The organism is Staphylococcus parequorum, from assembly GCF_039237145.1.
GTDB lineage: Bacteria > Bacillota > Bacilli > Staphylococcales > Staphylococcaceae > Staphylococcus > Staphylococcus equorum_A.
Genome location: NZ_CP150682.1, coordinates 969,679 through 996,493, shown reverse-complemented (window position 1 = coordinate 996,493; position 26,815 = coordinate 969,679). Strand labels below are relative to the sequence as shown.

At 33.4% G+C, this 26,815-nt stretch carries 23 protein-coding genes; 6 read left to right on the top strand and 17 right to left on the bottom strand.

The window, feature by feature from the left end:
* The first annotated feature begins 10 nt into the window (after nt 1-10).
* Complete coding sequence (locus AAA453_RS04570) at nt 11-1,168, top strand: glycosyltransferase family 4 protein (RefSeq protein WP_427706591.1); 1,158 nt, start codon at nt 11-13, stop codon at nt 1,166-1,168.
* Between the two features lie 270 nt (nt 1,169-1,438).
* On the opposite strand, the gene AAA453_RS04565 is transcribed toward AAA453_RS04570, so the two are convergent.
* Complete coding sequence (locus AAA453_RS04565) at nt 1,439-3,040, bottom strand: L-lactate permease (RefSeq protein WP_427706589.1); 1,602 nt, start codon at nt 3,038-3,040, stop codon at nt 1,439-1,441.
* A gap of 236 nt (nt 3,041-3,276) precedes the next feature.
* Here AAA453_RS04565 and AAA453_RS04560 point away from each other — a divergent pair, with 236 nt between their 5' ends.
* On the top strand, nt 3,277-4,968 hold the full coding sequence (locus tag AAA453_RS04560; RefSeq protein ID WP_427706587.1) for a CDP-glycerol glycerophosphotransferase family protein: 1,692 nt from the start codon (nt 3,277-3,279) through the stop codon (nt 4,966-4,968).
* Between the two features lie 104 nt (nt 4,969-5,072).
* On the opposite strand, the gene AAA453_RS04555 is transcribed toward AAA453_RS04560, so the two are convergent.
* The gene (locus tag AAA453_RS04555; RefSeq protein ID WP_427706585.1) at nt 5,073-5,939 is read right to left on the bottom strand and encodes a hypothetical protein; all 867 of its coding nucleotides are present in this window, start codon (nt 5,937-5,939) and stop codon (nt 5,073-5,075) included.
* Nucleotides 5,940-6,133: 194 nt separating this feature from the next.
* Nucleotides 6,134-6,652, bottom strand: coding sequence for a GNAT family N-acetyltransferase (locus AAA453_RS04550; RefSeq protein ID WP_427706583.1), 519 nt, complete (start codon nt 6,650-6,652; stop codon nt 6,134-6,136).
* A 271-nt stretch (nt 6,653-6,923) separates the two neighbouring features.
* On the opposite strand from AAA453_RS04550, the gene AAA453_RS04545 reads away from it, so the two are divergent.
* Together AAA453_RS04545 and AAA453_RS04540 are read left to right on the top strand one after the other, a co-directional pair.
* Nucleotides 6,924-7,913, top strand: a complete 990-nt coding sequence (locus AAA453_RS04545; RefSeq protein ID WP_285324144.1) for an acryloyl-CoA reductase — start codon at nt 6,924-6,926, stop codon at nt 7,911-7,913.
* A gap of 213 nt (nt 7,914-8,126) precedes the next feature.
* A complete protein-coding gene (locus tag AAA453_RS04540; RefSeq protein WP_427706581.1) occupies nt 8,127-9,485 on the top strand; it encodes a sugar porter family MFS transporter in 1,359 nt (452 codons plus the stop codon).
* Between the two features lie 290 nt (nt 9,486-9,775).
* Here the strand turns inward: AAA453_RS04540 and AAA453_RS04535 are convergent, their stop codons facing one another.
* The 9 genes from AAA453_RS04535 to AAA453_RS04495 form a co-directional block, all read right to left on the bottom strand.
* Nucleotides 9,776-10,177, bottom strand: a complete 402-nt coding sequence (locus AAA453_RS04535; protein WP_285324146.1) for a GNAT family N-acetyltransferase — start codon at nt 10,175-10,177, stop codon at nt 9,776-9,778.
* Nucleotides 10,178-10,248: 71 nt separating this feature from the next.
* Nucleotides 10,249-11,280, bottom strand: coding sequence for an NAD(P)/FAD-dependent oxidoreductase (locus tag AAA453_RS04530; protein ID WP_427706579.1), 1,032 nt, complete (start codon nt 11,278-11,280; stop codon nt 10,249-10,251).
* A 226-nt stretch (nt 11,281-11,506) separates the two neighbouring features.
* Nucleotides 11,507-11,926 carry a DUF2871 domain-containing protein gene (locus tag AAA453_RS04525; protein ID WP_065338641.1) on the bottom strand — a complete coding sequence of 140 codons (420 nt, stop codon included), beginning with the start codon at nt 11,924-11,926 and terminating at the stop codon, nt 11,507-11,509.
* Nucleotides 11,927-12,072: 146 nt separating this feature from the next.
* Nucleotides 12,073-12,651 (bottom strand): YcnI family protein, encoded by a 579-nt coding sequence (locus tag AAA453_RS04520; protein WP_427706577.1) that lies wholly within the window; start codon nt 12,649-12,651, stop codon nt 12,073-12,075.
* Nucleotides 12,652-12,666: 15 nt separating this feature from the next.
* A complete protein-coding gene (locus AAA453_RS04515; RefSeq protein WP_427706575.1) occupies nt 12,667-13,917 on the bottom strand; it encodes a copper resistance CopC/CopD family protein in 1,251 nt (416 codons plus the stop codon).
* A 309-nt stretch (nt 13,918-14,226) separates the two neighbouring features.
* Entirely contained in the window at nt 14,227-14,673 is a 447-nt protein-coding gene (rpiB, locus tag AAA453_RS04510; RefSeq protein WP_069817545.1) for a ribose 5-phosphate isomerase B, read from the bottom strand.
* A 33-nt stretch (nt 14,674-14,706) separates the two neighbouring features.
* Nucleotides 14,707-15,339, bottom strand: coding sequence for a dihydroxyacetone kinase subunit DhaL (gene dhaL / locus AAA453_RS04505; protein ID WP_427706572.1), 633 nt, complete (start codon nt 15,337-15,339; stop codon nt 14,707-14,709).
* A 12-nt stretch (nt 15,340-15,351) separates the two neighbouring features.
* Complete coding sequence (locus AAA453_RS04500) at nt 15,352-16,350, bottom strand: dihydroxyacetone kinase subunit DhaK (protein ID WP_427706570.1); 999 nt, start codon at nt 16,348-16,350, stop codon at nt 15,352-15,354.
* Between the two features lie 46 nt (nt 16,351-16,396).
* Complete coding sequence (locus tag AAA453_RS04495; RefSeq protein ID WP_069817542.1) at nt 16,397-17,479, bottom strand: MDR/zinc-dependent alcohol dehydrogenase-like family protein; 1,083 nt, start codon at nt 17,477-17,479, stop codon at nt 16,397-16,399.
* Between the two features lie 174 nt (nt 17,480-17,653).
* Here AAA453_RS04495 and AAA453_RS04490 point away from each other — a divergent pair, with 174 nt between their 5' ends.
* Nucleotides 17,654-18,418 (top strand): DeoR/GlpR family DNA-binding transcription regulator, encoded by a 765-nt coding sequence (locus AAA453_RS04490; protein WP_065338647.1) that lies wholly within the window; start codon nt 17,654-17,656, stop codon nt 18,416-18,418.
* A gap of 97 nt (nt 18,419-18,515) precedes the next feature.
* Here AAA453_RS04490 and AAA453_RS04485 read toward each other — a convergent pair whose 3' ends face one another.
* From AAA453_RS04485 to AAA453_RS04465, 5 genes are all read right to left on the bottom strand, one after another.
* Complete coding sequence (locus AAA453_RS04485; RefSeq protein ID WP_427706568.1) at nt 18,516-20,000, bottom strand: Na+/H+ antiporter NhaC family protein; 1,485 nt, start codon at nt 19,998-20,000, stop codon at nt 18,516-18,518.
* 81 nt (nt 20,001-20,081) lie between these two features.
* Nucleotides 20,082-21,410 carry an LLM class flavin-dependent oxidoreductase gene (locus AAA453_RS04480; protein ID WP_427706566.1) on the bottom strand — a complete coding sequence of 443 codons (1,329 nt, stop codon included), beginning with the start codon at nt 21,408-21,410 and terminating at the stop codon, nt 20,082-20,084.
* Nucleotides 21,407-22,423, bottom strand: a complete 1,017-nt coding sequence (locus AAA453_RS04475) for an LLM class flavin-dependent oxidoreductase (RefSeq protein ID WP_427706564.1) — start codon at nt 22,421-22,423, stop codon at nt 21,407-21,409. The genes AAA453_RS04480 and AAA453_RS04475 overlap by 4 nt, the downstream gene beginning before the upstream one ends.
* 240 nt (nt 22,424-22,663) lie before the next feature.
* A complete protein-coding gene (locus AAA453_RS04470) occupies nt 22,664-24,328 on the bottom strand; it encodes a Na/Pi cotransporter family protein (protein WP_427706562.1) in 1,665 nt (554 codons plus the stop codon).
* Between the two features lie 387 nt (nt 24,329-24,715).
* Nucleotides 24,716-26,005 carry an ABC transporter permease gene (locus AAA453_RS04465; protein WP_427706560.1) on the bottom strand — a complete coding sequence of 430 codons (1,290 nt, stop codon included), beginning with the start codon at nt 26,003-26,005 and terminating at the stop codon, nt 24,716-24,718.
* Nucleotides 26,006-26,160: 155 nt separating this feature from the next.
* Here AAA453_RS04465 and AAA453_RS04460 point away from each other — a divergent pair, with 155 nt between their 5' ends.
* Nucleotides 26,161-26,781: a TetR/AcrR family transcriptional regulator gene (locus AAA453_RS04460; RefSeq protein ID WP_427706558.1), complete on the top strand. Its 621-nt coding sequence runs from the start codon at nt 26,161-26,163 to the stop codon at nt 26,779-26,781.
* Nucleotides 26,782-26,815: the final 34 nt, after the last annotated feature.

Below are 26,815 nucleotides of genomic sequence, written 5' to 3'. Positions count from 1 at the left end.
AGGTTCTCGGATGAAATCAATCACTTTTTTCATGCATAATATTTATGCTATGGGTGGCACTGTAAAGTCTATTTCACAATTAGCTAATACGCTAGCTAAAAAAGGTCATAAAATCGAAATCATTTCTGTATTTAAAGGTGATATAAAACCTTATTTCGAACTCCATGATTCTATAGTTATAAAACCTTTGATCAATTATCAGTTACACCCTAAAAATTTTAAAGATTTATTTTTTAACCGCATCAATAAATACACTTCATTTTCTAAACCTAAAGTACTTTCAAAAAACGAACCGGGTTTAAATCAATTTTCACATTATATAGAGAAAAAAATGATTAGATCCATCCGTAAAATTGATACGGATGTTCTAATCGGAACTAGAGCCAGTTTTAATATATTGATTGCAAAATACGCACAAAACAACATTGAAACCATTGGCATGGAGCACATGAATTTTGAAGCCCATCCCGAAGCATTTCAACAAGAAATCATTGATGCATATACCGCTTTAGATAAAGTGACTACACTTACTACTGTAGATAAAATTAAATATCAATCATTTATTCAAACACCTGTTTATGTTGTTCCAAACATTTTAGATGAACCTAGACTTACTATCACAAAAGAAAAAATAATTACTGCAGCTGGTCGTTTAGAATATGAAAAAGGGTTCGACTTACTCATCGATAGTATTAATCCTATTCAACATATCGTCAGAAAATTTGGCTATAAAGTACACATTTTCGGAGAAGGTCAGGAAAGAGAAGCGCTACAACAACTTATTGATCGTTATAATTTATCAGATATTGTTTTACTACAAGGTTCAACGCAACAATTAAACGAAAAATTAGCAATTAGTGAAATTACAGTCATTCCTTCGCGTAACGAAGGTTTCGGCATGGTTATCTTAGAAGCCATGAACCAAAGTAATATTGTAGTAAGCTTTAGTGGAAACGCTGGCCCTGATTCTATTATTAAAAATAACGTGAATGGTTATTTAATAGATCACACGAACGTGACTGAATTATCGAATAAACTACGTAGACTAATCAATCAAGAATTCAAAGAACAAGTCCTTATAGAAAATGGTTTCAAGACCGTAGCTGCTTATGCTCCTGAAGCTGTTTATCAACAGTTTTCAAATATGCTAAATTCACACACGCCATAGTACTTTATCCAAAACGTAAACAAATCAAACGTTAATTATGACGTTTGATTTGTTTTTTTAAACCTAAGTATCGACAGTGATTTGGCTCCGTCCAGTAGAATAGCACAAGCTGAAGAATACAGGCTGAGGCCGTGCTTTAGGCAAGCGAGTATGAAACTTATATAGTGAAGTCAAATTTATACTTGTGGAAAGCGCACAAAAAAACTGCCAACAAAGTCACAGACTTTGTCGACAGCCAAATAATGTGTAGTCGTTTTTAATTATTTATTTCTATACAAAGAAATTCAAGATAAATGTCCAAATACATATGAATACGAGCATCGCAATACTATAGCGTAATGTCATTTTCAACAGTTGAGATTCTTTACCAACTTGTTGAACAGATGCAGTAGCGATTGCAATAGATTGTGGAGATATAAGTTTCGCTGCTACACCACCAACAGTATTGGCAGAAACGAGTAACGCACCACTTGCTCCTATATTATTTGCAACAGCTGCTTGAATCGGCGCAAATAACGTATTATTATTTGTCACTGATCCAGTTAAGAATACGCCAATCCAACCTAAAATTGGAGATAATAATGGGAATATAGCGCCTGTTTTTGCAATACCTTCACCAATTACATTACTTAACCCTGCATACGTCATAAGTTTTGAAATTACTAAGATAAAGCATATTGTGATGATTGGTAACCAAAGTTCTTTAAATGAAAGTTTAAATAGTCGACCACCATCAGCAAAACCAACACGTTTAGACATTAAAATAGTAATAATTATTACTAAAAGAATGGCTGTACCTGTTTGACCAATTAGGTTTAATGGAAGACTAATTGCTTTATTTGCAATCTCACTGTATGTGCCCGGTAATGTGATGTTAAAGACGAACGCTTCTAATGCGCCACCTGGCTCAAACAGTGCTTTGAAATTTGGTGCACTCCATATCATTACAAATACAGTTAAAATAAAGAACGGGCTCCATGCATAAACAATTTCTTTCGCTTTATGTTGCTCAATTTGTTGTGGTTTCTCTTCTTTATTAATTCTAAAGATATGTTTTGGTTGGAATTTTTTAGAAAATAAAGCTAATGCTAACATTGCACCTAATGGCGGAATAATATCTGCTAATTCAGGTCCAACAAATAATGTAATTACAGCTTGTAATACTGTATAAGTAATACTTACAATTAAGATGGCTGGCAATGTTTCTTTAATACCTTTGAAACCATCAATAATCCATATCAATAGAAATGGTACCGCCATATTCATAATGAATAAAGTTAGCGTAGACATTTGTGAGACTGCCATACCTGTAATATCTTCTGGTAAACCTAAAGTATTAATTACAGTAATAGGTAAACCAATCGCACCAAACGCCCCTGCCGTAGCATTTGCAATTAAACATAACATCGCTGCTTGTAATGGAGCGAAACCAAGTTGAGTAAGTAAAAGTGCACAGATTGCAATTGGCACACCAAAACCTGCAGCACCTTCTAAGAACCCATTAAACGCAAACCCAATAAGTAATAATTGGATACGTTGGTCTTGTGAGATACTAGATATACTATCTTGGATAGTTTGGAACTGCCCTGTTTCAGTTGTGACTTTATATAATAATACTGCCATGATAACAATATAACCAATAGGTATGATACCTTGGAAAAATCCTTCGACAACTGCACCAGAAGCAATACTTACTGGTAGTTTAAAACACAATATTGCAATGATTAATGTAACGACTACAGTAGTTATTGCAGCATATATCCCTTTCATTCTAAATACAGTTAAGCATAACAAGAATAAAATAATAGGAATCGCTGCAATGATAGATGAGACTAATACATTGTTAAAGGGGTTAAAAGTTTCTACAAACATTCGTTTCACTACTTCTTTCTATTTTAATTTTGGGGTAGTTTATTATTGTGATTTTTTTCACAATGAAATTATAACATTTTCTGTCTTAAATACAATATACTTTTTAAAACTTTCGTTATTTTTTCTAGCGTAACACGAAGTTTAAAATTTTAAAACCTGCTGTACAAGGGATTCATTTATCTCAAGTGCACTCCGTGGTAAAATAGTAACAATAATGATTAAGTAGAGGGATATTAATGATAAAACAAATTGAATTAGCTGAGTGGCAACATTTAGAAACTCAACTAAAAAAAGCAACACTAGAAAATTATACACATTTTGTTGTAATAAACAAGAATATAAAAATACACCAAAATATGATTGATGCAGTTAATTTGAAACCTTGCACGATTGTATCTGACTATACTGTTAACCAACAATATATAAATGATTGTCGTTATTTTGGTAAATTAGAGATTACATTTAATGACTGGATAGAAAATATTAATCACTATCCAAACATCATTTTCCATATAGAAACAACGCAGCGTATTATAGATGACTTTAATATACAAAATGTATTTGACTTAGCTTTAATATCACTATTGCAAGATGATGTTGCTACTGACAGTCATGTCACTTTTGATTTCAGTCATTCATTCACTACAAGTAATAAGATATGGAAGGATATACATAAACTGACACCATTGAACACGACAAAGTTCAATTTAAATAAATTAGCATATGAACATAAACATGGACTTCCATTTAAAACAAATGAAACATTAGCGCCAGAACAAATGCGTTTTACTGATAAATGGTTAAATTCTACAGGTTTCAAAATGCCTCACTGGTTATTCAATATGATGCAACGCCAGTCAGTTAAAAAACATCGAGAGCAAAGCTACATATATGAAAAAAACCCGTCAAAAGTTAAAAATCATATTGTATTCTTAGGCTTTGATTATGGTTTTAGAGGTAATTCTCGTTACTTGTTCAATCACTTTGCAAAACATTTTTCAAAATTACCAATATATTTTATAACCGATGATGTCAATGGTCCAAACTTCATTAAGCCAAATGATCCAAAAGCAAAAGAGCTTATAGAAAGCGCATGTGTAGTGATATTAGAAAGTAATATTCCAGACACACTGAAACCCAATGGAACTGTTATTCAACTTTGGCACGGCACGCCCATAAAAAAACTGTTTTTAGATAGTAATGAACCGTCACAAAATCTAAATATTTACAATTACCGCGCACGTAAATACAATAAATGGTTACAACAAGATTATTTTGTGTGTGATAGTGAATCTATTATAGAATATTTCAAATCTGCTTTTCCGCAACAAGAAACACATATTTTAAACTGCGGTTATCCTAGAAATAGATATTTGCTAGATAAACAAACAGATCACCATTATATTTCTTTTATTAAACGAGAATTGAAGTTAGACCCTGAAAAAGAAACTTTACTTTATGCACCAACATGGAAATCTCACCACGATGATTCAGATTTATTACCTATTAGTGATGGATTACTCAATAAATATAATGTTGTATTTAAAGGACATATTGAAGATCAATCTTCTTATATTCCTGAAAATGCAATTCTTGCACCGTCACATATAGAAGTTCAAGATTTATTATTAGTTTCAGACATTGTACTCACAGACTATTCTTCTATTATTTTTGATGCATTAACAATTAATAAAACTGTTTGTCAGTACACACCAAATCATGCTAAATACATTTCTGAACGTGGCGTCTACGATGAAGTTATGCATTCATTAGCTACTGTTAGATATAGTGATGCTAAAGCATTGCTAAATGATTTAATTAGTCATCAAATGACAGAGATTCATTCCAATTCTTTTATCAATAAAGATAATCATGCTTTTGAAACCCTGTCTCATATTATTAAAAAGTGTAATAAAACTTATAATTAACATAAAATATCGTTAAACTTACATTAAAAAGGCTAAGAAAACTCATTACAGTAATGAGATCTCCTAGCCTTTTTTATTGTGTATATCATTTTCACTTCGATTGTTTATTGATGATAAGCTGGATCTACAACTCTTACAGTCCCTTGTTGATCTACTGTAGCAATTGCATATGTTCCTGGTTCAGCTTGATTTTGGAAACTAAAGATATAACTATAGTTACCTTCGCTTCCTTCAATGGCATAATCATTGTAAGGATTAGATTGACCATTAATTGAGTTAACTTCTGCCGTTGCATTATCTAATGAGTTTTGGAAGTTAGGTAAATTCTGTAATGCGGCCTGATTATCAACAGTTCCTGACGAAATATTTTGTGAAACTGGAACCGCATTTTGTCCTTGGTACGGTGGCACATATTCTGATGCTCCTGAATTTGCTGTACCATTGTTTGTATTGTTTGCATTTGCATTCGCATTGTTTGATGCATCACTGTTAGAATTCGCATTATCATTTGCACCATTTGTATTTGCGCTATCTGCAGAACCATTAGCGTTATTACCACTGTTAGCTGCATCGCCATTAGCATATGTACCACTAGAACTATTAGCACTATCGCCACTATTAGAGCTGTTAGCGTCATTACTACCGCTTGAATTTGAACCATTGCTGTCTGAAGCATTTCCACTGTCGCTTGATGAACTACTGCTATCTGAATCGCTATTACTGTTGCTATCAGAACTATCATCATCGCTTGAATTGCTGTCACCAGATTTACTGTCTGAATCTTTGTCTGAATCTTTGTCTGAGCTATCATTGCTCTTCTTGTCATCATTCTTAGAATCTTTTGATTGGTCTTCGCTAGATTTTTTGTCGTCTGAACTATCATCTTTTTTATTACTTTCGTCATCGCCACCATTTGAACAAGCAGCTAAAGCTAAAGATAGTGTCAGAGCCCCTGCTAATAATTTTTTCATATAGAAAACCTCCTTATGTTTTAATACTCATAACTTAATGATTTAGCCATATGTATTAATTTGCCCAATAAGTTAGATGAGAATTAGTATGTTATTCACTATAAATTTAAAAATAAACATCTTTTATCAAAATTTTTTCGAAATAAAATATAAATTTAATGAAAACTAAACAATTTATTAAATACTATTCATATCTATAAATCTTTCTCCATAATTAAATCCGTATCTATAATAGAACCTGTATAAAATTGGTGTTCTCCAGTCACTGTAAGTCCTTGTTTTAGATAAAACCGATAAGCTTGCGCATTATGCTCCCATACACCTAACCAAAGCTTTGATTTGTTCAGTTCTTTAGCTTTTGTTACTGCAAAATCAAAGACATCGCTACCTTTACCACTTCCTTGTGCTTGGGGGAGAAAATAAATACGTTGCAGTTCGAGATACTCATCACCCATAACTTCCGTTTGAGCATCATTAACATTCAATTTAAAATAACCAATTATTTCATTTTTTTCCTTATAAAAGTAAGTGAATGAATTTTTATTTAGTAATTCTTTTTCTAGTTGCTCCATAGCATAAGCTTCATTAAAATAATGGTTAAAATCTTCATCAGAATATTCGCCTGCCTCAAAAGTTGTTCTAAAAGTTGTCATGCACAAGGCTCTCAATATTTTAACCTCAGATTGTTTAACACGTTCAATACATTGGGTCATGATGTCCACCTCTATCTCAATTCATATTTGTAATTTATTATACTAATCCGAGGATAATTTTACTATAATTTGATTATAATTCCATTACTTTTAAAAGGTATATTTACAACATCGTTTTACTTTCACATAATCACAAAAGTTTTTTATTTTAAAACGCTTACTTCTAAAACCTTGTGTCTAGGCTTATTGTGTAATTTGCAATTACGTGATAAAGTTGATTCTAGTTTTTTAATTGTGCATAAATATATACATAAGGGAGTGCCCTAAGGCAATGACTGAATCATTTAAAGCTTTTGTAGTCGATGAACAGGACGGCAAAGTAACAAATCAATTTAAAGATATAACTATAGATGACCTTCCAGCAGGTGAAGTGCTGATTAAGGTTAAGTACTCAGGTATCAATTATAAAGATGCATTAGCAACAGTTGAAAATTCAAAAGTTGTCAATGCTTATCCAATGGTTCCAGGCATTGATTTAGCAGGTGTAATAGAACATTCTGATACGCACGCATTCAATCCTGGCGAAGAAGTAATCGTAACTGGTTACGATTTAGGTAGTAGTCATTTTGGTGGATTTAGTGAATATGCTCGTGTCAAAGAAGAATGGATCGTGCCATTACCTAAAGATTTAACACTGGAAGAGGCTATGATCTACGGAACAGCTGGTTATACAGCAGGATTAGCAATAGAGAAATTAGAACGTAACGGACTTTCAGTTGAAAAAGATGACGTTCTTGTACGTGGTGCTACAGGTGGTGTTGGAACACTAGCTGTTATGATGTTAGATTCTATTGGCTTTGATGTTGTAGCGAGCACAGGTAAATCAGGTGTTGAAGAAAAGCTTAAATCACTCGGTGCAAAAGAAGTTATACCTCGTATTAACGAAACTGATAATAAACTGCTTGGCAAACGTACTTGGCAAGGAGCAATTGATCCTGTAGGTGGCGAAAGTTTATCTCAGATTATCAAACAAATAGATTACAATGGAAGTATCGCAGTAATTGGTATGACTGGTGGTCATACATTTGACAGTTCAGTATTTCCTTTCATATTAAGAGGTACAAGTATTATAGGCATTGATTCAGTTTATACTGAAATGAAACAACGTAAACATATTTGGCGTCGATTAGCTAAAGACTTAAAACCAGATCAATTACATGAAATTAAACAAGTAATCAAATTTAGCGATATAAAAGATAGTATTAAAAAGGTGCTTGAACATAATAATTCTGGCCGTATCGTTATCGATTTCGAAGCCTAGTAAAATAGTGAGTTCTTGCTATCCTACTTCAATTTTATTTTGAAGTAGGATTTTTTGCATTTTAAATATAAATGAATTTATATTCGTATATAGAAAATGTTCCGTTTGATATAAACACATATGAATTAATAAAAAACTTATACTTTAATATTTACAACCAATATATGAAAGCGTATACTTATATCTATCGAATTAAATCAGGAGGGTTTGGGAATGAAAATAAATAAGAAACTCATCTTTTTCCTTGGTGCCTTAGGTGGTTTACTCTACGGTTATGACATGGGAGTCATATCTGGTGCCTTATTATTTATAAAAGATGATATTCCTTTAAATAGTTTTACAGAAGGTTTAGTCGTTTCATCTATGCTCGTTGGGGCAATTGTTGGTTCGGGAGCAAGTGGACCAATGTCTGACAGACTTGGACGTAGACGCGTTGTGTTTATCATAGCGATCATTTATATTGTCGGGGCATTAATTCTAGCATTAGCACCATCAATGCAAATCTTAGTACTCGGTCGTTTAGTTATCGGTTTAGCCGTTGGTGGTTCTACCGCAATCGTTCCAGTATACTTATCAGAAATGGCACCAACAGAACAACGTGGTTCATTAAGTTCATTAAACCAATTAATGATTACAATTGGTATTTTATCATCATATTTAATCAACTACGCTTTCACACCAATTGAAGGTTGGAGATGGATGTTAGGTCTTGCAATTGTACCTTCTCTCATCTTACTTATCGGTGTAGCATTTATGCCTGAAAGTCCAAGATGGTTACTTGAACATCGAAGCGAAAAAGCTGCTCGAGACGTTATGAAATTAACGTTTAAACACAGTGAAATAGACAAAGAAATTGCTGATATGAAAGAAATCAACAAGATTTCTGACAGCACTTGGAATGTTCTAAAATCAGCTTGGTTACGACCTACACTATTAATTGGTTGTGTGTTTGCCTTGCTACAACAAATTATAGGGATTAACGCAATCATTTATTATGCGCCTACTATTTTCAGTAAAGCTGGATTAGGAGATGCCACTTCTATTTTAGGTACAGTCGGTATCGGCGCAGTGAACGTGGTAGTTACAATTGTGGCTATTAATATTATTGATAAGATTGACCGTAAACGCCTATTAATTATCGGTAATATCGGTATGGTAGCTTCATTATTAATCATGGCTATCTTAATATGGTCAATGGGAATTCAATCATCAGCTTGGATTATTGTTGCTTGTTTAACTCTTTTCATTATATTCTTTGGTTTCACTTGGGGTCCTGTACTATGGGTTATGTTACCAGAATTATTCCCAATGCGTGCACGTGGCGCAGCAACGGGTATGGCAGCATTAGTATTGTCAATTGGTAGTTTATTAGTTGCACAATTCTTCCCACTCTTGACTGACGTATTACCAGTAGAGCAAGTATTCTTAATCTTTGCAGCTATTGGTATTGTAGCTTTAATCTTTGTTATTAAATACCTACCAGAAACGCGCGGACGTAGCTTAGAAGAAATCGAAGCCGAATTACGTTCTAGAACAAATGCAGACGAAGCAAATATTAATGAAACAAAATAATCTCATTATATAAAAGGTACACTGAAACACATCAGTTTTACCTCAAAGAGGGTATGAAGTCATATGACTTCATACCCTCTCTTTTTGTGCACATTAAACATTTGGTTTTTATAGGTGTTTTCCTTCATTAAATTTTTGTGTGCATTTTCTTCTATATAAGTTCAACCAACAAATAGTCGACAATCTAAAACAAACCTTTGAAATTATATACTAAACCACAGTACAACTTTTGGTGTTCAGTACAAAGTTTGATTTGTTTATGTTATTAAATAAGCCAGTTTTGTTATATTTTAATATTTTCTATACATTCCTGCCGAATGCGGTTCTGTCATGATAAAACCATATTGTGCATATAATTGATCTGCTGGATAATCAGCAATTAAACTGACATAAGTACCTTGTTCCGCTTCAGCAGAAATGTAGGCCATAATATCTGTCATAATCAACTTGCCATAACCTTGCCCTTGGTAATTAGGATTAACAGCTATATCAATAATTTGAAACGCTGTCCCACCATCACCAATCACTCTCCCCATGCCAACAAGCAATTGATTATCATAAATGGTTACATCAAAACAAGCATGAGCTAAACCTTTCTCTGCTGCTTTTTGTGATTTCTCACTCAATCCTGCTATTTTACGTAAATTTCGATACTCTGAAATTGCTGGTGCTTCATGCTTTATTTCTATCATTTACGAACAACTCCTAAAAAAAGACTATGTAACATTTACCATATCACATAGCCTTTTAGCTTACTTTTATTTTATAGATATTTTTTCATAACTACTTTATTAGATTCTTTAAACACATCATTGTGACTAGATACATAACCCTCAGGCGTGGCTTTAGGCTCGACATATAATTTAGCTAAGTTTGCGGCATTCGCAGCATCACTAAATGCACTAGCAATCAGATGTGCTTTTGCCTCATGATAAATAATATCACCACATGCATACAGTCCTTCAATACTTGTAGATGTATTGCCAAAACCTTTAATACTATATTCATTAAACATATCAACTTGAGTTGAAGATTCTTCTAGTAATGTACTTTCATGGTCAAACCCATGACTTATAATTACTTCATCAAATGTTTTTACAATTTGTTCTTTTGTTTCTGTATTTTCTAAAATAACTTGCTCAATTTTGGTTTGCGTAGAATCACCAATAAGTTGATGAATATGTGTATTAGATAACTTTTCAACTTCTAATTTTTCCAACACATCTTTCATTGCCTCATAGCCTCTAATATCTGCCTTACGATAAATAAGTGTGACACTTTTGGCATAACCACTTAAATCATTTGCCCAATCTAACGCAGAATTTCCAGCACCTGAAATCAATACATTTTTATTTTTAAATTTTTTCAATGATTGGACTACATAGTGCAAATTCGTTAGTTTATAGCGCTCTGCATCTTTGATATCTAATTGCTTAGGATTAATAATCCCACCACCAATTGCAATGATGACAGATTTAGCATTATAAATATGATGTTTAGCCGTTTCAATTTCAAAATGTTGTTCTGCTATTTTTCTAATATCTATGACACGTTCTTCCAAATTCACTTCAGGATTAAAATGTAAACCTTGTGCAACCGTATCTTTAATTACTTCGGCACACGGTTTAGGTGCTAAACCACCAATGTCCCATATAATTTTTTCAGGATAAACATGCATTTTTCCACCAAGTTTATCTTGTATATCAATAATTCTAACACTCATACCTCGTAAACCCGCATAGAAACTCGCGTACAATCCTGCTGGCCCACCGCCAATAATTATAACGTCATCCATAATGAATCCTCCCAAAATCTATCTTTTCTGTTGATTCTATTATGCTTGAAATGATAACGGTTATCAATGGAAACGCTGTTATTTTTAATCAATTTTACATTTATTTGTGTTCTTCAAATTAATATAACTATACGGTCATTTTTTCTTAACCCATACCTCATTAACGAAGCAGCTCATCAAGATAATAAAAAAGGATGAGACATCATTACATGTCTCATCCTCAATTTTATTTTTCATCTTTAGGATCTTTAATAATTGCACTTTTTAACAAGAAGAATAATAAAATAAATCCTGCTGTTAAAATTGTATGTCCGATACCAGCAAATCCTGCAAATGATTCTGGTACTGTTTTACCTATGACTTGATATGTCCCTTTAGTAAACATCATTCCTATTGTTGTTAATACACCCAGGTTAAATATAATGTAGAACCAATTAAATAGATAATAACTACTTAAATTAAAGACTTTCGTTACAGGTAATAAAATAAGATGCATAAACATACCTAATATCAACGTATGTGTGTGTACAACTACAAGTTGTGTTTCACCAGTAAAATCATACGCTAACGTTAATTCACGATAATAAAACCCACTTAGTAAACCTAAGATTGTATAGACTAAAAAAGCATACAAAATTCTGCGCATCGAGACTCCTCCTTATAGCTATTATAGGATATTTTTTTGAAAATTACAGTGACAATTCAACAAACTTACACATTAAAAAGACAAGTCATATTTTTAAGATGACTCGCCTTTTTATTTATTTTATTAATTAACTTTACACACCTATTTTATTTAGCTGTCTTTTTAAAAATTGCTATTAACGATAAAATAATTGCAACAATTGATACAATCCATAGTGCTATTGGACCATTACTAGATTGACTACTTCCAGCAGTATCTTCGTTGCCCTTAGCTACTTTAGTAATAGGCGCAGGTTTTTCTGCATCTTCATCGCCTGTCCATTTAACAGTATCACCATCATCGTAGGTTTGGTAAGCCTCCCATTTGAATTCTCCTTCTTTTTCAGGGTTAGCGACTTGAATTGGTAAATCGATGAATTCATTTGGACCAATGCCTTTATCTGTTGCTGTCCAAGTAATTTTTGTAATATTACCTTCATCATCTTTAGTTAATTTATGATCAAATTGATCATTAGGCTCTACACCAACTACTGTAAGTTCTTCCGGTACTTTTAATTCAATTTTAGTCGTATTTGCATCTTTTTCTACTGGAATTCTAACATCATACTTTTCATATGAGCCCGGTTCACTTGTATCCGGATTTAACGTTACATGTGCATCTGCACTTTTAGAAAAGCCCACTGCAATGATACATGCGACTATTGCTGCCATAATTTGTTTGAACATTATTTTTATCTCCCTTTATCCTGGAATATTAATTTGACTCATAATTACACCAACTAATATCAATATGAGTCCTATACTTAATTCAATATACAATGTTACTTTATTTGCACGGTGTTGTTTTCCTAACGCACGTGTCGTTTGATAAAAACCTAGCGTCATCATGATGAGCGTTAATACCACTTTAACGATGAGCAATGCACTCCATGTTTGTATATCAGTCCAAATAGCTAATATATTTGTTTGATCTATAGACATCAATACACCCGAAATAATAATAAGTGCTACTGCAATTGTATTTAATTTCAATAAAAATGCTCTGATAGCCTGGCTATTCTGATTTGATTTCGCACGTATGACAAATAATAAATAAATCAATGCACCTAACCAAAGTGACATCCCGCCTATATGTACTGTTCTAATTAAAATCGACCAAATAGGCACGCTTTGAGACCATGCGTGTCCAGACATACTCAATGTGATTAGCATTATTATTGTGATGAATACGTACCAACTCTGTGCCATGTGTTTCAATGTAAATAACCCTAACAATACTATGATGGCCACCATCGCTAAGACAAATGGCACTTGTGTGAGTGCTGCTGTTTGCAATGATAATACATCAGATACAACATCTGAAGAAAGTGTCATCATATAAACTAAAGCAGTTATTACTGAAAGCATCATAAGCATCCATACAATGGGTTTAAAATATCGATCAGACTTAAATGTTAATAATCCCTTCCTACTTGCCAATTGATTTACTAGAAATAGGCCAGATAATGTAATAATAAGCCCTTCAGTTATAAAGCGTAATGCACCAAACCAAAAATCTGCTTTTTCATAAAATGGTGGTGTTGTGTCAATGCCATTAGCAGTTTCTTTTCCAATTGAAAATTCAAACGTATCGCTTATCTCGTGACCGTCTGCTGACATTGTTTGCCATTTTATATTATGCGTTCCTTTTTCTAACTCATCCACAGGAAATGATAATGTCTGCGAAGAACCCGTTGTACTTGGTTTCACTTCAGCAATTTCACTTCCAGTATCATCAAAAATTTGCACACTTGAATATTGTGCGTGTACTGGTTCATTAAATTGTAGCTCAATTTCTCCTGGTTGTTCATCTACAACGCTGTTTGCGTTTGGCGTTGCTTTTTCAAGTGTGGCATGTGCTGACACTTGTTGCGTTAATGCCATAAACACTATGATTATAGTGATGAAAAATATAGACATCGTCGCTTTAGGAAATCTTATAGACAGTTGCACAACATATCCCCCTAATTATGTCTTGTACCTCTCATCATATTAAATTCAAAGTATATTCACAATATTAATTATTAATTGTCATTTTTCAGACATATCATTTACAATAATTATTTTAATTCATGTTATATACTTGCAATCAATTTATTACACATTATTCATTTATACAATGCTATCTTTTAAAAATATGATGTTTTACTTTTCAAAAATAAATATCACTTATGCGCTCTCTAAATAATAAAACGCTCATTCCCAAATTGTTGTAATTAGGAATGAGCGTTTTTAATATATGAATTGATTTCAAATTATCTTTTAGTTGTTTTCATTATGCTCAACTTGGTCTATTTTATCCACTTTACGCTGTGAACCGCCTTCCCAAGCTACGTTGAGATAAGCTTCAACGTTCTTTTTAGCGACTTCTATACCAACAATTTGAGCACCCATGGTCAAAATTTGTGCGTTATTACTTAATTGTGCACGTTCTGCAGAGTAATAATCATGTGCAAGTGCTGCACGAATGCCTTTGAGTTTATTAGCAGTGATTGCAACGCCAATACCTGTACCACAAATTAAGATACCTCTTTCATTTTGTCCTTGTTGGATGCTTTTACCTACTTCAGCAGCTACATCTGGATAGTCAGTTTCTGCACATTGATGACAACCAAAATCTTCTACCTCATGTCCTAATTGTTCAACATGAGCTTTAACCGCTTCTTTTAATTCATAACCATTATGGTCTGCACCAATTGCTATTTTCATTCTAATTCCTCCTTATAGATTTAGCTACAGTAATTAAATAAATGATTTAAAAGTTTCTAACATGAGATACGAAGATGTCGCACCTGGGTCAACATGTCCTTGGGCACGGTAACCGAGTCTTTTAGAACGGCCTTTATTCGAAATAATCTCTTTCGTGCTATCCATTCCTGACTTCGCTTTAACCAGTGCTTTATTAAAAGCAGGCCCAAACGGTTCGCCCTCATCTAGTGCGCTTTCTAAAGATTTATAGAATGGTTCAAGCGTATCTATCATTGTCTTATCTCCAATTTCAGCTTTACCTCTATCTTTAATACCTTTACTAAAAGCAATCCAAAATTGATATAATGCTTCATCATCTAGTTCAGTTTTATTTTTTATTGCAACGGCCGCTTTAAGATAACCAGAAGCATAGAGTGGACCAACTGAAGAACCAACTGCATCTAAAAAACTTTTCCCCACTGCAACACTAATCTTTGCGATATCGTCTTGTGTTTGTAATTCATTATTTATCGTTTTTTGTACGGCTTGATAACCAATATTCATCGTTACACCATGGTCACCGTCACCGATTTTCCTATCCAATTCACAAAGTACATCTTGTTGTTCTTCAAATAAGGTTGTTAACGCTAAGATATATGCTTTAAATGATTGACTCGTCAACGCCATAACTACTTCCTCCTACACTTCTTTAAAGTTTGGGCAATCTACAGGATGATCCATACAAGATTTCAAAGTGTCATCTAATTTCATTAAAGTCACCGAAAAGCCGCCCATTTCCATTGAAGTTATAAAATTACCTATATAAGATTTATATGTTTTAATATTTTGTTCTTTTAAAATTTCATCTACTTCTTTATTTATGATGTACAGTTCCATTTGAGAGGTTGCACCTAAGCCATTAACCAATACAACCACTTCATCGTCAGCGTTATATAATCCTTCTTTTAAAATATTTTGCATCATCACATGGACTGTTTCTTTTGCTGTGCGAATTGTTGTTTTTTCAATACCAGGCTCACCATGATGTCCTAAACCAATTTCCATCTCATTTTCTTCTAAATCAAAACTTGGTTTTCCAGTTTGAGGTAAATAGCATGGACTTAAACCAATACCCATTGAACGTGTATGATCATTAGCTAATTGGGCAATACGTCTTACCTCTTCTAAGTCATAGCCAAAATCAGCTGCTGCGCCTGCCGCCTTATACACTAACAACTCTCCAGCTATCCCTCTACGATCATCAATATCTTTTGAAGAGGCAACATCATCATTACCTATGACCACTGCGGTTTTGATGTCATCTTCAATTTCAGTCATTTCACTAGCCATTTCAAAGTTCATCAAATCGCCTGCGTAATTACCATAAATGTATAGCACACCGTGTCCTGAACTTATTTCTTTAGTTACAGCTTGTATTGGAATAGGAGATGGAGAAGCAAATATATTACCGACAGCGACACCATCTGCCATACCTTTACCTACATAACCCAGAAACGCTGGTTCGTGTCCTGAACCACCACCTATTAATACACTTACTTTTCGATTCGTATCACGTTTCTTTCCAATTAACGCCCTTTGATGAAGTTTTGAACGTCTAATATAGTCAGGGTAGGCAATCACATAACCTGTCATTAACTCTTCAATGACATTATCGGGGTTATTAATCATTTTTTTCATTTCAATTCTCTCCTTTTTACGATGCTCTGTATTTGTACTTAGCTGTTTAAGGTACCAGAACGATTTTTAATGATTGATCACCTTTTTTCATTAGTTCAAAACCTTCCTCAAAATCTTTAAGTGCTAATTGATGCGTCACAACACCATCTGTTGGGAAATCTCCTTTTGCTATACCATCGATAACAAGCGGGTAACAATAAGGTCCTAAATGGCTACCCATTAGGTCTAATTCTTTACGGTCTGATATAATACTCCAATCCACGGTAACGGGATCTGCAAATACCGAAAATTCTACAAAACGACCTAATTTTCTAATTGCACTCAAACCTTGCTCTACTGATTTAGGATGACCGGTTGCTTCGATGTAAGTATCACAACCATACCCCTCAGTCAGCGCTTTAATTTCTTTGACGACATCTACCTTAGATGGATTCATAACAATATCAGCGCCGAATTTTTTTGCTAATTCTAAACGGTCATCTTTCATATCTAGCACTACTAACGTTTCAGCTCCTGATTTTTTAGCAGCACCCACCATGCCTAAACCTAAAGTTCCTGCACCAGATAACACAACAAAATCACCGAGTTTAACATTTGCACGTTGTACAGCGTGTAAACTACATGCATAAGGTTCTATTAAAATTGCTTTTTCAATTGGCATATCTTCCGGCACTTTATAATTAATTGCTTCTTTCGTGAATTTCATATATTCTGCCATACCACCGTTTACATTGTTTTGGAAGCCATATAGATCATGTTTTTCACACATCCAATACTGTCCATGGTTACAAAATCTACAATCCCAACAAGGTACAATTTGTTCAGAAATTACACGATCACCAATTTCAAAATCTGTGACTTCATTACCTTTTTCTACAATACGTGCAATAAATTCATGTCCAGGTATCATAGGTGCTTTGATATATGACGGCTGTGTTTCATCACCCCAAAAACTAGGTGCCCCATCATATGCTTTAATATCACCTGCGCAAATTCCACAAGCTTCTACTTTAACGACAATCTCCTTAGGATTATCAATTGTTGGCGTATCTACAGTTTCATATTTATATTCTCCAGGTGCATAAGCTACAACAGCATTCATTTTTTCCGGATAATTTTTCTTTGTCATTATTAACAGCTCCTCCACTTTTTAGAAAGCGTTTTCATTTACAACTACAATTCTAATATATTTTTTCGTTTCTTTCAAATATTTTTTCATTTATTTTCGTTTTGTCTTGTTTTTATTTGCTTGTGTACGATTTATGTTAAAATAGTTTATGATACGAAGGAGGATATGATTCATATGAAAATGTACGCGGATGAACGAAGAGAGCATATATATACCTATATAAAATCACACAAACGTGCGACTGTTAAACAGCTTTCAGATTATTTAAGTGTGACAGAAGCAACCGTTAGGAGTGATCTTAGACGTTTAGAAAGTGAAAACAAAGTCACTCGAACACACGGTGGTGCAAAAGTAACTGAAAATATGACTTCTAAATTAAACTTTTCTTATCGTCTGACACAAAAACATAGTGAAAAGTATAAAATTAGTAAATATGCATTAAAAAAGATTGAACCCCAACAATGCATTATGATTGATGCAAGCTCTACAACATATGAATTAGCAAAATTATTAGCAGAAACTACTATGGAACTTACAATTATTACAAATGGTTTAGAAAATGCGGTACTTTTAAAAGAGAACCCCCATTTAACTGTTCTAGTAGTTGGAGGATTTGTTTCCCAGGACTCAAATGCTATTACTGGTAATATAGATTCACAAATATTAGAAATGTATCATATTGATTATTTCTTTTTATCCGCAAATGGCTTTACACTTGATAATGGATTAACAGACTTCTCACTACCTGAAGTTCAATTAAAAAAACAAATGGTACGAGAAAGTGAAAATGTAATTGCACTTATTGATAAAAGTAAATTCGATATTTCTTCTACACTTTCCTTTGCCAAAATCAGTGATATCACCGAAGTCATAACGGATGAACCACCAACTCAAAAATGGACACATGACGTCCCTTTCACGCTTACAATTGCACAATAAATAAAAAGGAACAATGATGAAAACTGTTATTTTAAAAGTTAAATATGACTTCTAAAATATTACAGTACATCATTGTTCCTTATATTTTTGTTATTTTTTAAACGCCGCCGCTCCAACCTACAGCAGTAAAGATGTAAAGTATAACTGAACCAACGACAATCCAAATTAGAAACAGTGGTATCATAAATTTAAACCACGAACCAAAGTTTGCTTTGGCAATCGCGATAGCACCTACTGTTGCACCTAAAGTTGGTGTAATTAAGTTACCTAACCCTCCACCAAACGATAAAGAGGTTAACAGCATTTGATCATTAACGCCTAACGCATTAGTTACAGGTTGTAAAATAGGAATCATCACACTCATTAATCCTGAACCAGACGGTACTAGGAAATTAAATACACCTACGACAATAAAGACGATAACAGCTACCATGCCAGATGATGAACCATCAAGTTGTGTAGTAAGACTGTTTACAATTGTACTTAATATCTTTCCTTTTTCTAAAATAACACTAATTGTATTTGCCATGATAATCGCAAATGCTACGACCAACATCGGTTTAGCACCTTCCAAAAATCCATCAACCATTGCAGTTGTCCCTTTTTGTTTTATTAAATAGGCTAAAACAAAACTAATGCCAAAAACAGTAATAAATACACCATTGCCGTATTTTTCTGTCCAGTTTAACATACCATTACCTAAGGCTAATATAATCGGCGTCACAATGACTAATGCAGCTACGATGATATCTCTCCAATTTACTTGTCTATCTTCAATTGCCATATCATCATTACTTTTGTCTTTATGATTAAACAGCCACGTATGCGTCGGCATCATACTCTTATTGGGATCTTTAATGACTCTTCTTGCGTACCAAATCACATATAACAAGGTGATAATTAAAAACACTGCATACATGATAGCTCTTCCACCATAACCAGAATATAGCGCTACTTCAGGATAAACAATTTGGCCAATTTTAGCCATACCTGATGGAGAAATTGAAAATGCCATATACAAAGGTAAGAATGTAATCGCTAGTGCCATAATAGGGTCTAATTTCAAACGGTTTACGAGTATGACGCCAAGCGTTACGAACACGATCATTTGATCTCCACCAACGAAGAAGCCGATAAACGCCATCAAAGAAAACAACCCGATAATTAATGGTAATGCACCTGCATGTTCGAAACGAAAAATCATATAATTCGTTAATTTTGTCACAGAGTCTAATTGTAATATACCGCCCATTGCGCCACCTATAAATAATAATAGTGTAATCGTTTGGGCCGATTGTATCCCCCCATTAAGTATGAGTGTAATAGCATAAAATGGGTTCACTGGACTTTGTGAAATCGCATGATAAGTTCCCTGTATCATTGATCCGTCTTTACTCGTATCAAATTGTCCAGCAGGAATGACATACGTCAATAAACAAGCAAACATCATCATAATAAGCATCATTATTAGCACATGAGGTAATTGGAATTTTCTTTTCACTTTTGTTTCAGTTTGCTCTAGGGTGTTGTTGACGTTACTATGATTTACATGTTCATATGATGTTGTACTTGATTCTGACATGAACTTCACTCCTTATATTTAAAAAACAGACACAACATTATAAAACCATATGCGTCTATCCACTTTATTATTTATTGAGTATTAATGTGTTACTTCTGACTTACTATATCTATTTTCTTTAAAAGGAATACCAATGTGATCGCGTAATGTATCTCCTTGATATGCTTTATCGTAATAACCTTTTTCTTCTAAAATAGGTAATACATTATTTAAAAATTCATCATATACAGGTCCGTTAATATGAGGCCCGAAGATAAATCCATCTGCTGCGCCATGTTCAAACCATTCAATGAGTAAGTTTGCTACTTCTTCATAAGTTCCAGTGAAAGGAGAGCGACGAGCTGTTTCTTCTAAAGCAACATCTCTCAATGTTAAATTATTTTGTTTTGCACGTGCCGCGATAGAATCTGCAGTTGCACGGAAGCTATTTTGCCCCACTTCACCTAAATCTGGAAACGGTGCATCGAGATCATATTGACTGAAATCATGATGATCATAATATCTGCCTAAGTAATCTAAAGCTTCGTCAATTGTCGCCAATGATTTTATTTCATCAAAGCGTGCTTCTACCTCATCGCTCGACTTACCAATAACTGGGGATAATATAGGATATACTTTAATGTTTTGTGGATCACGCCCAAACGTTTTGGCTTGTGATTTAATACTGTCGTAATTACTTTTAGCAATATCCAGTGATTCACCTAAAGTAAATACTGCATCAGCATATTGAGCTGCATATGCTTGTCCTTTAGGAGATGCACCTGCTTGAAATATGACAGGTTGACCTTGCTCTGAACGACTGGCATTTAATGGGCCCTTAACTTGAAAATATTGTCCCTTATAATCTAACGTATGCATTTTTTCCTTATCTAAATATGCACCAGTCTCAACATCAAATGTAAAGGCATCATCTTCGTAAGAATCCCATAATCCTTGAACGACTTGAAGATGTTCCTCAGCAATATCATATCTGACATCATGTTCAGGATGGTCTCCTTTACTATAATTATCAGCACTACCAGCAAGTGGCGAAGTTACTATGTTCCAGCCTGCACGGCCGTGACTGATTTTATCGATTGTTGCGAGTTGTCGAGCAACAGTGAAGGGTTCACTATATGACGTTGAAATGGTACCAACTAACCCAATACGTTGAGTTACCGGCGCAAGCGCAGCTAAAAATGTTAACGGCTCATGTCTATCTAAAAAGTGTGGAATAGATTTCTCATGAATAAATAATCCATCTGCTACAAATACAAAACTGAATCCTGCTTGTTCAGCTTTTTTAGCGACATCAAGTTGAAACTCAAAATTTGTACTGGCATCACTCGGTACGTCTTTAGATTTCCAAGCATGCATATGACCACCAGGACCGTTTAACATGATTCCAAAATCGATTTTATTTTGACTCATAATACCCCTTCTTTCTGCTTTTCTTTGTTATTCGTTATAGCTAGTTGTTCTACTGTTTTAATTCTTAATTTATGATTTTGAACTGGCATATGTAGCATAAATTCATCTATATTGCCGTCATGATTTAATTGATTGAGCTGTTGCTTAATTTCATCTGCGGAACCATTAAAAACATCTATTTGTTTTTCTTCAACTTCAAAGTCTTCGTCACTTTGTTTTTTAAATTTTTCTACTTGTTCCTTTGTATTGACAGTGATTTTTCTACCGTCCTCGAAATGTAAAGCGTAATTTGTGCTACCTTCTTTAACTATTGCTTGTTCTTCTTTATTCTCTGATACAACGGCAGCTACTCCTACAATGACTCTGCCTTCAGGAAATTGTTGCTTATAATCTTTAAGGGCTTGTTGTAATGTTTCAATATTTGAATTTATGAAAAATGCATATATAAACCCAACTTTTTCTGTAGCAGCAAATTGAGCAGAACGTTCACTACCACCTAGTAGATAAATTTGTGGTGTAGGTATTTCATTATTGCGAATCGTTGTTTGTAATTGTCGATAATCTTCGTCTTCAGAAAAATCGCCATTATTAAATTGATTTAATAAATGAAATTTATCATTGAAGCTTGTTTGAGGTGACTTGAATTCTGTTTGCAACGCTTGTGTTGCTAAAGGAAAGCCTCCCGGTGCTTTACCTATACCTAAATCGACTCTTCCAGGTGCTAAATGACTAATGAAATGAAATTGTTCTATAACTTTGAATGGACTATAATGTTGCAACATTACGCCACCAGAACCTACACGTATATTTTTTGTGTGATTCAATATATGTGTTACAAGTATCTCCGGACTCGTACCAGCTACTTCTTCTATATTGTGATGTTCAGCAACAAAGTACCTTGTATAATTTAATTTATCTGCTAGTTGTGCCAATTCAACGGTACGAGCTATACCGTCGTTTACTGTTTCATTTTTATCTATTGGACTTTGATCAAGAATGCTAATGGCTGTCACATGCTGTCCCCCCATATCAGTTTTCTGAAAATTTTATTATATGTAATATTATGCCTTCTATGACATTTTGTCAAGTATCCCTATCTCTTTACTAAGGATTAAAATTGAATTGGTTTGATACATGTATTTTATTGTGTCAGCTATAGCAATATTGGTTAATTTTCAACAACATAAAAAAAGCTGAGAAAGTCTGTTTTACAACAAACTTTCTCAGCTTTTAACTTTATATTTAATTAAACTTTAGTAAGTCCAACCTACAGTATGTTCTGTTTCTTCTTCATTTGAAAGTTCGTCAATATCAATCATTGCTTCTGATATATTTCTCGAATGATAGCCGATACGTTCTAGTATAGCAATCATATCTAGATATAACAGACCACCTTCTGGTGAACATTCACCTGAACTTAAACGCTTAATATGTTTTTTTCTTAAATCGTGTTCAAGTGTATATGAATCATTACTTAAATTAACAATTTCATCTTTTTTAACTTTGTCATATACGCTAAACATTTCAACTGATTTTTCGAATGACGTGTTCACGTGTGAATAGAGTTTATCGATACTTTGTGTAGCTTTATCAGAGATTTGTACTGGTTCATTATGCAATTGTTTCAAATCTAATATATATGCTTCAGATAATCCAGCTACTTTTAACATCGTACGATTTACGTCAAATAACACTGACATTCTTTCTGCATCTTTTTTAGATATCTTTTTCTCAGATATTTTCGTTAAATATTCTTTTACATTTTCATGCATATTATTAATAGCGGCATGCTTTTGAAGTACTTTTTTCTCATTTTTTTCATTATATTCACTCACATTCTCTAATAAAGAGAATGTCATGCGTCCAATGTTTTGGATTTCATCTTGTGCTTCTTGTAAAGCGATACTTGGAGCTCTATTAATTAAATTTTTATCTAGATGTCTAGGTTTGTATTTTTCATTGATATCTTCACCTGGAATAAGTTTCGTAACGATCCAAGCTAAGACAAATATAAATGGTAATTGGATTAATGTATTTGTTACATTAAATGTGCCGTGTGCAAATGCAATTGTCATTTCTGGATTTAAGTTCATTGCGCCTTGCATCCATTCGACAGCCCATTGATATATAGGTAAAATCGCTAAGAATATTGCCGCACCTATTACGTTAAACATAACATGTACTGCTGCTACACGTTTTGAAGCAAGTGAGCCAGCTAAACTTGCGAGTACTGCTGTAATTGTTGTACCTATATTGTCGCCTAATAATACTGGCAAAGCACCATTTAAACTAATTAAGTCGTTCGCAAAGAACCCTTGTAGTATACCAATTGTGGCACTCGAACTTTGGATGACAACTGTTATGATTGTACCTGCTGCTACACCAAAAATTGGATTCGTTGACATGTCTAACATGAATTGATGGAAACCATCTAAATTAGCAAGTGGTTTTACGGCGCCGCTCATTAATTCTAATCCATAGAATAGCGAACCAAAACCAAATAAAATCATACCAATATTTTTAACTTTACGTTTTTGAACAAAGAATATTAAAAATGCACCAATAGCTAATATTGGTAACGAATATGCACCAAGATCAATACCTATAATAAATGCTGTAACCGTTGTGCCTATATTCGCTCCCATTACAACGCCAATGGCTTGACGCATTGTCATAAATCCTGCACTTACAAGTCCAATCGTAATTACTGTTGTACCTGAACTACTTTGTATCAAAATCGTAACTATCATACCTGCAAGTACGCCCATAAGCGGGTTGCTCGTAAATTTATTTAATATACTTCTAAGACGGTCTCCTGCTGAAGCTTGTAAGCCGTCGCCCATTTGCTTAATCCCGTATAAAAATATACCTAATCCACCGATAAAAGTGAAAATTATCTCCATAACAGATGAATCCATTGTTACACCTCTTTAAATTATTTGTAAACTATGTGAATTATAACGCATATTTGTAAATTTAGTGTTAATTTTTTATTAAAATTAGAGGGATATTTCTAAATGTTTTTGCAATCATATTTCAACGATGTATCAGACCCCTTATAAAACGCTTTGTTATCAGTATTTCCCTAGTTATTTTATTGATTTTACGTGTAAAATAATTATGTCTTTTTAATGAATTTAATCGTATAAATATATTCAAATTAATTAATTCTCATTTTCATGTTTTTATTGAGGTGTAAGTAATAAAAAAAAGGCTCCCCAAATTTTGGGAAGCCTTTTTTATTTGATCTTAATTCTAATTCAATTTTTCTCTAATTGATTGTAATATACAGTTAATTACTTTGTTTAAGATGGTAATTCTGAACGTTTTCCACTATGCTTTCTAATTATTGCTGCTAAGAGAGATGAAATGATACCGAAAATGATAAATCCTACAAACATCCACATCGTTGAATTCATTTCTAATGACTGATGCATATAGAGTAATTCTCGTAAATATTCAGCATAGTGCGTAAATGGATTCCAATTCACTATATAGTCTTGATAGAATTTAGGTAACATTTGTTTTGGCGAGGTTACGAGTTGCATGCTAAAGAACATTGCAATAAAGAAAATAGGTATTGCTTTCATACCTAGCCACGTCATTACACCCAAGATTAATCCTATAAATCCTAGAATGGAAATAGATATATAAATTGCTATTTTATTTATATCAGGGAAGTCAAAACCTAACACGCCTGACATGAAATAAACATACCCAAATCCACCAATAAATGCTGTGATTACACTTAGAATCATTTGACCTAATGAAGCAATGATACGTTGCGAAATTTTAACAATATTACTGGTTCTAAATGCAAAGAATAGCAATATTGAAACTACAATTGAACTTATCCACACTGGCATAAACATTAAGAATGGCGCGTTACCGCTAGCTTGGTGGTCCTTCACTTCATTCACTTTTTTATTTACTACATTCACTGGCGTTGTAATATCTTTGATGTCGCTCGCATTCACTTTTACATTTTGTTTATCTAATGTATCTAGCGCCTGCTCAGAAATTTGCTTATTCAGATTATCTCCTATACCTGTGAGTACACTGGATGACATTTGTGAAGCTTGCATATTTGCCCCACTGTTCGTAAGTGTTTTAAATTCAGCTTGCTTAACTGTTATACCTTGACTACTACTCGATTCACTCATTTTTTGTTGTATTTGTTTAGCTTGAGCAGCTGGCATTTCACCTGATTTCACTTTATCTTCCATTTCTTGTTTCTTACTATCCATTACTACCTTTTGAGTTTTACTCATCGCATTTTTTGAAAAGTCTTTTTCGAAAATTGCAGCACCAAAATATTTTTGTTCATCTAATCCTTTGCGTGCTTCTTTTTCACTATCTACATTGACCCATTTTATTTCATTTGAGTCACTATCCTTTAATTTATCTTCTAAATTTTCACCTATGCTTATATCTTTATTTTGAATAGATGTCCCTTCATCGTGATTCACAATTGCAATCGGCATCTCTTTCGGTTGGGGATTATATGCAGGATAAAATCCAATTGAAAAAATAGCAAGTATAATTAATATCGCTATTGGTGCAACCCAAAGTAATTTGCTTTTAAATATATTCATATTATTTACCTCCTTATTAAACATCGTGTTGATTATTGATTACTTTGTTTATTATAATGAGGTTAATCGAATATTCAATATGCAATAACAATCATATTGTTTGTTTATCAACATATAAATACATATTGTTAATTAACTCTAATGAGGTGACGACTATGCCAGAAGATCGACGTGTCCGTAAAACGAAAACAGCAATTAAAAATGCTTTTATACAATTGCTTGAAGAAAAAGATTTAGAAAAAATTACGATACAAAATATTACACAATTAGCCGATGTGAACCGTGGTACTTTTTATTTACACTATGAAGATAAATATATTTTACTTTCTGATATGGAAGATGAATATACTTTAGCTTTATCGTCTGCAGTTGATTTCGATAAAGTCATTATGCAGAATGATGATTTAGAGGCCTTTACTAAGCATTTTACAGAAGATATTTTAAAAAAAGTAGTGACTTATTTATATGATCATATAGATTTCTACAAAGTTATTTTTAGCTTGGAACGTAAAAGTCAAATTGAAAATAAAATTTCCGATATCATGCTGAATAATATGAAAAAAAATGTTTCAAATAACAATACAATTGCAGATATTCCTTTAGACTATTTTCATAGTTATACTGCAGGGGCCATGATTTCATTTATTAAGCATTGGGTACAAGATGAAGATAGAATGAATCCAGAGACGGTAGTTGATTATTTGTTTAAAATTATCTTTAATGGTCCTTTACGTCTTATGGCAAATGAGCACCAACATACTGATTTCACAAATTAAACTTGTCATCTTTGTATTTCTTCGCTAGTATTAA